This is a genomic window from Massilia polaris, from assembly GCF_012927275.1.
In the GTDB taxonomy this organism is placed as follows: Bacteria; Pseudomonadota; Gammaproteobacteria; order Burkholderiales; family Burkholderiaceae_D; genus Telluria_A; species Telluria_A polaris.
Genome location: NZ_JABBGG010000005.1, coordinates 334,878 through 342,162, shown reverse-complemented (window position 1 = coordinate 342,162; position 7,285 = coordinate 334,878). Strand labels below are relative to the sequence as shown.

The 7,285-nt window shown below is 64.1% G+C and carries 7 protein-coding genes; 3 read left to right on the top strand and 4 right to left on the bottom strand.

The window, feature by feature from the left end:
• Positions 1 to 161 precede the first annotated feature (161 nt).
• The 3 genes from HHL21_RS11320 to HHL21_RS11310 all read right to left on the bottom strand — a co-directional run bounded on the left by HHL21_RS11320 (position 162) and on the right by HHL21_RS11310 (position 3,493).
• Positions 162 to 650: a hypothetical protein gene (locus HHL21_RS11320; protein WP_169465783.1), complete on the bottom strand. Its 489-nt coding sequence runs from the start codon at positions 648 to 650 to the stop codon at positions 162 to 164.
• Between the two features lie 168 nt (positions 651 to 818).
• Complete coding sequence (locus HHL21_RS11315) at positions 819 to 2,237, bottom strand: IgA Peptidase M64 (RefSeq protein ID WP_169465781.1); 1,419 nt, start codon at positions 2,235 to 2,237, stop codon at positions 819 to 821.
• An 8-nt stretch (positions 2,238 to 2,245) separates the two neighbouring features.
• Positions 2,246 to 3,493: a cyanophycinase gene (locus tag HHL21_RS11310; protein ID WP_169465779.1), complete on the bottom strand. Its 1,248-nt coding sequence runs from the start codon at positions 3,491 to 3,493 to the stop codon at positions 2,246 to 2,248.
• 317 nt (positions 3,494 to 3,810) lie between these two features.
• Here HHL21_RS11310 and HHL21_RS11305 point away from each other — a divergent pair, with 317 nt between their 5' ends.
• Positions 3,811 to 4,458 (top strand): M14 family metallopeptidase, encoded by a 648-nt coding sequence (locus HHL21_RS11305; RefSeq protein ID WP_370659708.1) that lies wholly within the window; start codon positions 3,811 to 3,813, stop codon positions 4,456 to 4,458.
• Between the two features lies 1 nt (position 4,459).
• On the opposite strand, the gene HHL21_RS11300 is transcribed toward HHL21_RS11305, so the two are convergent.
• Positions 4,460 to 4,885, bottom strand: coding sequence for a GNAT family N-acetyltransferase (locus tag HHL21_RS11300; protein WP_169465777.1), 426 nt, complete (start codon positions 4,883 to 4,885; stop codon positions 4,460 to 4,462).
• A 354-nt stretch (positions 4,886 to 5,239) separates the two neighbouring features.
• Between HHL21_RS11300 and argH the strand changes: the two genes are divergently transcribed.
• Entirely contained in the window at positions 5,240 to 6,649 is a 1,410-nt protein-coding gene (gene argH / locus HHL21_RS11295; protein ID WP_169465775.1) for an argininosuccinate lyase, read from the top strand.
• Between the two features lie 55 nt (positions 6,650 to 6,704).
• A complete protein-coding gene (locus tag HHL21_RS11290) occupies positions 6,705 to 7,277 on the top strand; it encodes a TRAP transporter small permease subunit (RefSeq protein ID WP_169465836.1) in 573 nt (190 codons plus the stop codon).
• The last annotated feature ends 8 nt before the right edge of the window (positions 7,278 to 7,285 follow it).

Sequence of the window (7,285 nt, the reverse complement as noted above, 5' to 3'; positions counted from 1 at the left end):
TGGGCGACCAAATTGTAGCCGGCGGTGCCGGACAAATACTGCTGGACGACAGCGAGCTTAAATTGTTCGGTGTACTTCGACATGAAAAACCCCAAAAGTTGGTGTCCAACTTTTGGGGTTCAGTTCAGCAAGCCTGTCCTTCTTGTTTCCAGCGCCAGCTCTTACTTGCTGGCGGCCTTCTTCACGTCCGCATCCGCCTCGATCCTGGCCTGCTCCGTCTTGGCGCGGGCGATCGCTTTTTCTTCAGCGCCTTCGACGGCGACCTTTTCCGCCTTGGCGTCAGCCTTGATCATCTTCTTTTGGGCCTTCAGGTTCGCTTCGGACATCGTCTCCTGCGCCTTGGCTTCGGCCTTCATACGGTCTTCCGGATCGGCGTCGGCCACGTCTTCACGCGCATCGGCGTGCTTCTTCAGTGCCTTCGACTGGGCTTCCGCCTTTTTCTCGGTGGCCTTGGCGCCAGCCTTGGTGATCTTTTCGTCGGCCTTGGCGACAGCCTTGGCTTCCTTCTCGTGCGCCTTCGCGACGTCCTTCATCGCTTCGTTCTCCGCCTTGACGACTGCCTTCGTCGCTGCAACGGTCGTTGCGGTGGTCTGTGCGAATGCCGAGGTGGCAAACAGGCCGGCGATCAGGGTTGCGAGTACTTTATTCATGAGGGACCTCTTGTTGTAGTAGTGGATGGGACAGGCCCAGAATAGGCATCGCTCAGCAACGGGTCTGTACGCTGGCGCACTAATAATGTAACTATTGTAAGTACGGAAACCGGGCAAAAAAAAAGGCGCCCCGAAAGCCGGGACGCCCGCCGTTACTGGACTCAGGCCTTATTTACCCATGCCCGGCCGCGAATACAAATCGATGATTTCGGCCACGCCATCGCTGCAGGCGTTACAGAATTTTTCACTTCGGTCGAACATCAGGCACTGCATTTCGGACCGGTAGAAGCCCTTTGCCTCGTAATTCGCCCCTTCGAACGCGCCGACGACATGGCGGTTGGGCGATGCGGCGAACAGCTTGTCGTTGAAACGCAGGTCTTCGCGGAACAGCGCGCTCATGTCGGACTCCGGCCGGTTGGCCGCCCGCAGTGCGGCGCGCCGCTTCTGGTAGGCGCGCGAGGCTTCTTCGAATTCTTCCTTCGGCCAGGCGGTCGGCAGCGGCGTGCCGGCTTTGACGTGCTTGTGCCACTTCAGCTTTGCCGGGTCGCGCAGCGCGGTGACGTTCGGCTCCCATGGCTCCATCCGCGCCCCGCTCGACTGGTACGACACCGGCGAGGTGTAGTACTCGTCGGCCAGGCCGGCGAAGTGGTGCCCGAACTCGTGGACGAACAGGTAGTTGGCCCAGTCGTTGCCGGCCGCCGCGGTACTGAACTGGCCGAAAATGCCGCCGCCGCCGTAGGTCTCGTTGTTGACCAGGATTTCGATGAATTCGTAGGGTGCGTGCTGGGCGATGTCGCGCAGCGCGCGGTTGTCGAGCGTGAGCACGTAACGCTCGCTGCCGAAGATGTCGTAGCGGGTGCCAAGCGCCGACGGGTTGTGCACCCCGGTCGACGGCCGCGTGATGCCGGATTTTTCGGTCGGTACCGCCAGCGCCCAGACGTTGAAGTCCTTCGCGCGCTCCTTGAACGGCGACACAGTAAACAGGTAGTCGGCCAGGCGGCGCGCGTCGGCTTCGAACTTCTTCATGTCAGCTGCCGTATAGCCGTCGCCCATGACCAGCAGGTCGACCTTTTGCGGCGACGGGCCGTTGACGCGGATAGCGATCGGTTTGGCGGGCGCTGCGGCCTGCTTCTTGACGACTTCCTGCGCTTCCGGATCGACCTCGACGCTCCACACCACCGAGAACTCATTGCGCTCGTCGCGCTTGAGGATGCGTACCCGCACCGGCTTGGCGAACTTGGGGAAGCGTACCGATTCCTGGAAGCCGCGGTCCATGCGGCTGGCTTCCTCGGTGGTGCGCCATTCGCCGAAGATGGTGGAGAAGCCGCGCGAGTACAGCAGGTCGCCGGTCTTGGCGTCGACCACTTCGACCCGGTTCTGGCCGCGGTTGGTGTTGTCGTGGGCTTGCGAGATGTCGCCGGGCCAGGCCAGCGGTTCGATGACGACCCGTTCGAGCGCGTACTGGTCGTGCAGCGCGTTACCGCTGTGGAGGTAGTCGACGCGAACGGTCGCCGGTTGCTGGGCGCAGGCGGCGTCGGCGGCAAATACAAGCGCGGCCGCGCACAGGCGGCTCAGGGAAAACGGCATGGCAGGTCCTAGCGGGCGTTGGATTGTGCAGCATTGTAATCCTGACTGCTCCCGTTGCGGTACTGGTACATCGGCTGGCGCACGGCGATCGGACGGATGTCGAGGCGCAGCTTGTAGATGGAATAGGCGTCGGTGACCGCCGACTGGTAGCCGACGCTCTCCTTGACCCGGCTGAGGCGGAATTCGAAGCCGAGGTCCGACTGCTTGTCGAACGGGCTGCTCATCGCGACGCCGATGGCGTCGAGCTGGTCGCTGTCGATCAGTTTCGCCATCAGGTCGACCACCGCGCTGTTGGCGAGGATGTCGGCGGTGAACAGCGGGCCCTTGTAGTAAGGCCGCGAGGAATTGAGCTTGCCCTCGGCCTTGTCGCGCGCCGGCGTGATGGCGCCGGTGGCGAGGTGGAAGCGGTCGCCGTTGTCGAGGTAGCTGAGCTTGACGTTGCTGACGTTGAATTCGCCCTGCTGCGCCGTGGCTTCGGTCATGTCGAGCAGCAGCGCGCCGCGGTAGCCCAGCACTTCGACCTCGCGGTCGGCGCCGACCACCATCGCCGTGTTTTCGTCGATGCCCAGCCCAAGCTTGTAGCCTTTGTTGAGCATGGCCGGCAGCATGCGCGCGAAGCGGCCGCGTATCAGCAGGTGCTGGTCGATGAAGACGTCGTCGCCGATGAAGCCGAGGCCCGGCGCGATCTCGCTGCCCTCGGCCACGCCCTGCCTGAGCGTGGAGAGCACCGTGTCGGCCTTGTAGAACATGGTGCTGCTCATGATCGCCGCGCCGGCGCTGGTGCCGGCGATGACGCCGCCGCGCCGGTACATGTCCCACAGCGCGTCGAGCACGCGGGTGTTGCTGCCGTCGGGACGGCGCAGCGCGCGCGTGATGCGGGCCTGGTCGCCGCCGGCGAAGTAGGCGCCGCCGGCCTTGCGGATCGCTTCCGCCAGTTCGGGATCGTCGGCCGCGGCCGGCGCGTCGCTGGCGACCGGCACCGCGAACGCTTTGGCGCCGTAGGTGTTGAGGCGGGCGACATTGACGTCGCCGGCGTTTTTTGGATTGGACGATGCGGCGCCGAAGACCGCGATGCGCGCGCCGTCGCCGCCGGCCAGTTTCACGATGCGCGTCCAGACGGCTGCGTTATCGCCACGCAGCCCGCCGCCGATGATCACCAGCGAGCCTTTCGGCGCCGCGACCTGCGCCGCATGGCACTGTGCGCCCACCAGGAGCGCGATCAGCAGCACTGCATCCCTGAACACGCGATAAAACATCTGCTACCTTTCCGGCGGGCTGGTTCACACACACAGAATACCCGCATGCAACTTGAAGATATTGCTGACCATCAACACAATCCGGGCCGCATGCAGCCGGGCGAGGTGTTTATATAAGATTAATAGATAATTAGCGCGGGGACTGTTAGGTACAACACAATCAGGCACGACAATGCACGCAAAAACCCATTCAATTTCCGTCCAGGACAGCAGCGCGTACTTCCGGCTCACGAGCTTTCACTTCGGCACGCCGGGCCAGGGCAAGAAGGTGTACATCCAGGCGGCGCTGCATGCCGACGAGGTGCCGGGCATGCACGATGGCGATCGACGCGGACATCGTCCTCGACCTGCATTGCGATACCGAGTCGGTGGTGCACATTTACACCGGCACGCCGCTGGCCGATGCGGTGCGCCCGCTGGCGGCGCTCATGGGCGCCCACGCGGTGCTGCTGGCGCTGCAGGCGGGCGGCGAGCCGTTCGACGAAGCGTGCAGCCGGCTGTGGTGGGACCTGGCGGCCCATTTCGGCCCGGCCTTCCCGCTGCCGCCGTCATGCGTGGCGACGACGGTGGAGTTGCGCGGCGAGGCCGACGTCAGCTACGCGCTGGCGGAACAGGATGCGCGCGCCCTGCTGCAATACCTGGCCCATGAAGGCGTGATCGACAATCCGGTCGATCCGCTGCCGCAGCCATTGTGCGCGCCGACGCCGCTCGAAGGGGTCGAGCCGGTCGACGCGCCGCACGCGGGCGTGCTGGTGTTCCTGAAAACGCCGGGAGACAGGGTGGAGGCTGGCGAGGCGATCGCCGACCTGGTCGCCCCGGTCAGCGGCGCGACGACGACGCTGCGCTGCAAGGTCGCAGGCGTATTCTTCGCGCGCAGCGTGCACCGCCACGTGCTGCGCGGGATGACTATCGGCAAGGTGGCCGGCCCGGTCGCGTTCCGTTCTGGCTCATTGCTGAGCCAGTAGGTCAGGACACGTAGATGTTCGGGAAATAGCGCTCGAGCACCGTGTCGGGATGTTGCGGCGCGACGAACTCGAACTGTTCGAACAGCGCGCGTCCGTTGCCGGTGGCCACTACAAGTCGGCGCAAGCCCTGCAGGCTCGGATGGGCCAGCAGTGTTTCCAGCAGCGCCTTGGCATAGCCGCGGCCGCGGTACTCCGGCACGACGAACAGGTCGTCGATGCTGCCGTAGGTCGCGTAGTCGGTCACCACGCGCGCGAACGCGACCTGGCGGCCATCGACGTAGGCGCCGAAACACAGCGAGTTCTCGATCGCGCGGTCAACGACCGTGCGCGGAATGCCGACCGCCCAAGTCGACTGCTCGCTCAGGAAACGGTAGATGAGCGGAACGTCGAGTTCCGACCGGTCGGTACTGATCTGCAAGGCGGACATGGCAAGGGCACCTGACGAAAAAATTCAATTCTACCGTCGAATCCCGGAAAGCGACGTTCGCGTTCGACACGCACCGGGCCAACAATCGATCTGGCTCAGTGACTTTTGAGATAGCGCTCCGGCAGGGCCAGCTTGGCGTCCTCGGCGCGCCACAGCACGCTGACGATCCACCAGCGCCTGGCGTTGCGGCCGATGTAGTCGTCCACATGTGTTCTCCCTCGTAAATCGGCAGCTATCGCACTATCCCCGATTTTCGCCGGAAAGTCATCTATACGAGCCGGCCGCAAGGCGGCATAAATCCCCAGCAGCCCGGCCAACCTGTTTATAATCAGGTATCAACAGGATCCACAAAACATGACTTCACAACTGTCCCAAAAAGGCGAGGCCTGGTCGGCCCGCTTCTCCGAACCCGTCTCCGACCTCGTCAAGCGCTATACCGCTTCGGTCTTTTTCGATAACCGCCTGGCGCTGTTCGACATCCAGGGCTCGCTCGCGCACGCCGAGATGCTGCAGGCGCAGGGCATCATCAGCGCCGCCGACCACGCCGAGATCCAGCGCGGCATGGCCCAGATCAAGGGCGAGATCGAAGCCGGCAGTTTCGAATGGCTGCTCGACCTCGAAGACGTCCACCTGAATATCGAAAAACGCCTGACCGAGCTGGTTGGCGACGCCGGCAAGCGCCTGCATACCGGCCGCTCGCGCAACGACCAGGTGGCCACCGACATCCGCCTGTATGTACGGGCCGCGATCGACGACATCACCAAGCTGCTGCACGGCCTGCGCGGCGCGCTGGTCGACCTGGCCGAGCGCCATGCCGACACCATCATGCCGGGCTTTACCCACATGCAGGTGGCCCAGCCGATCACCTTCGGCCACCACATGCTGGCCTACGTCGAGATGTTCGGCCGCGACGCCGAGCGCATGCAGGATGCGCGCCGCCGGGTCAACCGCCTGCCATTGGGCGCCGCGGCGCTGGCCGGCACCACCTTCCCGATCGACCGCGAGCGCGTCGCGCGCACCCTGGGCTTCGACGACGTCTGCCACAACTCGCTCGACGCCGTGTCCGACCGCGACTTCGCGATCGAATTCTGCGCCGCCAGCGCGCTCGTGATGACCCACATCTCGCGCATGTCGGAAGAACTGATCATCTGGATGAGCCCACGGGTCGGTTTCATCGACATCGCCGACCGCTTCTGCACCGGTTCGTCGATCATGCCGCAAAAGAAAAACCCGGACGTGCCGGAACTCGCGCGCGGCAAGACCGGCCGCGTGTATGGCCACCTGACCGCCCTGCTCACCCTGATGAAAGGCCAGCCGCTGGCCTACAACAAGGACAACCAGGAAGACAAGGAACCGCTGTTCGACACCGTCGACACAGTGGTCGATACCTTGCGCATCTTCGCCGACATGGCCGGCGGTATCACCGTCAAGCCGGACGCGATGCGCTCGGCGGCGCTGCAGGGCTACGCCACCGCGACCGACCTGGCCGACTACCTGGTCAAGAAGGGCCTGCCGTTCCGCGATGCGCATGAAGCGGTGGCGCGCGCGGTGCGCGCCTGCGACGACGCGCGCTGCGACCTGGCCGAGATGTCGCTGGACCAGCTGCGGGCCTTTTCGCCGCTGGTCGGCGACGACGTCTTTGCCGTGCTGACCCTCGAAGGATCGGTAGCTGCCCGCGACCATGTGGGCGGCACCGCACCAAACCAGGTGCGCGCGGCGATCGCGCGGGTCCGGGCACAGCTGGCAACGCAGCCGGGCAATTAATCAGCGCCCGGCGAGGCGCGATAAAAACACAATAACGGAGATAAGCACCATGTTCATGTCACTTTCGCGCTTCATTGACAGCCTCAATGAGAAAATCGCCAACACGGTCAGCTGGGCGCTGCTGGCCGCGGTCATCATCTGCGCCGGCAACGCGCTGATCCGCTACATCTTCAATGCCAGCTCCAACGCCTGGCTGGAGATCCAGTGGTACCTGTACGGCGCCATGTTCCTGCTGGCCGCTTCACATACCCTCAAGCGCGACGAGCACGTCCGCATCGACGTCGTCGTCGGGCGCTTCTCGAAGCGCACCCAGGTCTGGATCGACCTGTTCGGTTTCCTGCTGTTTCTGCTGCCGGTCTGCCTGCTAATCCTGTACGACGCGATCCCGTTTGCCCAGGTGTCGATCGCCAGCCAGGAAATGTCGAGCAACGCGGGCGGCCTGATCGTGTGGCCGGCCAAGCTGCTGGTGCCGCTCGGCTTCCTGCTGCTGATCCTCCAGGGTATCTCCGAGATCATCAAGCGGATCGCCTTCCTGGCCGGGAAAATCGACGGCCACGAGTTCGCCAAGCACGTCACCACGCCGGAAGAAGAGATCGAGGCCATCAAGACAGCGAACAAGCTGAACTGATCTCACCC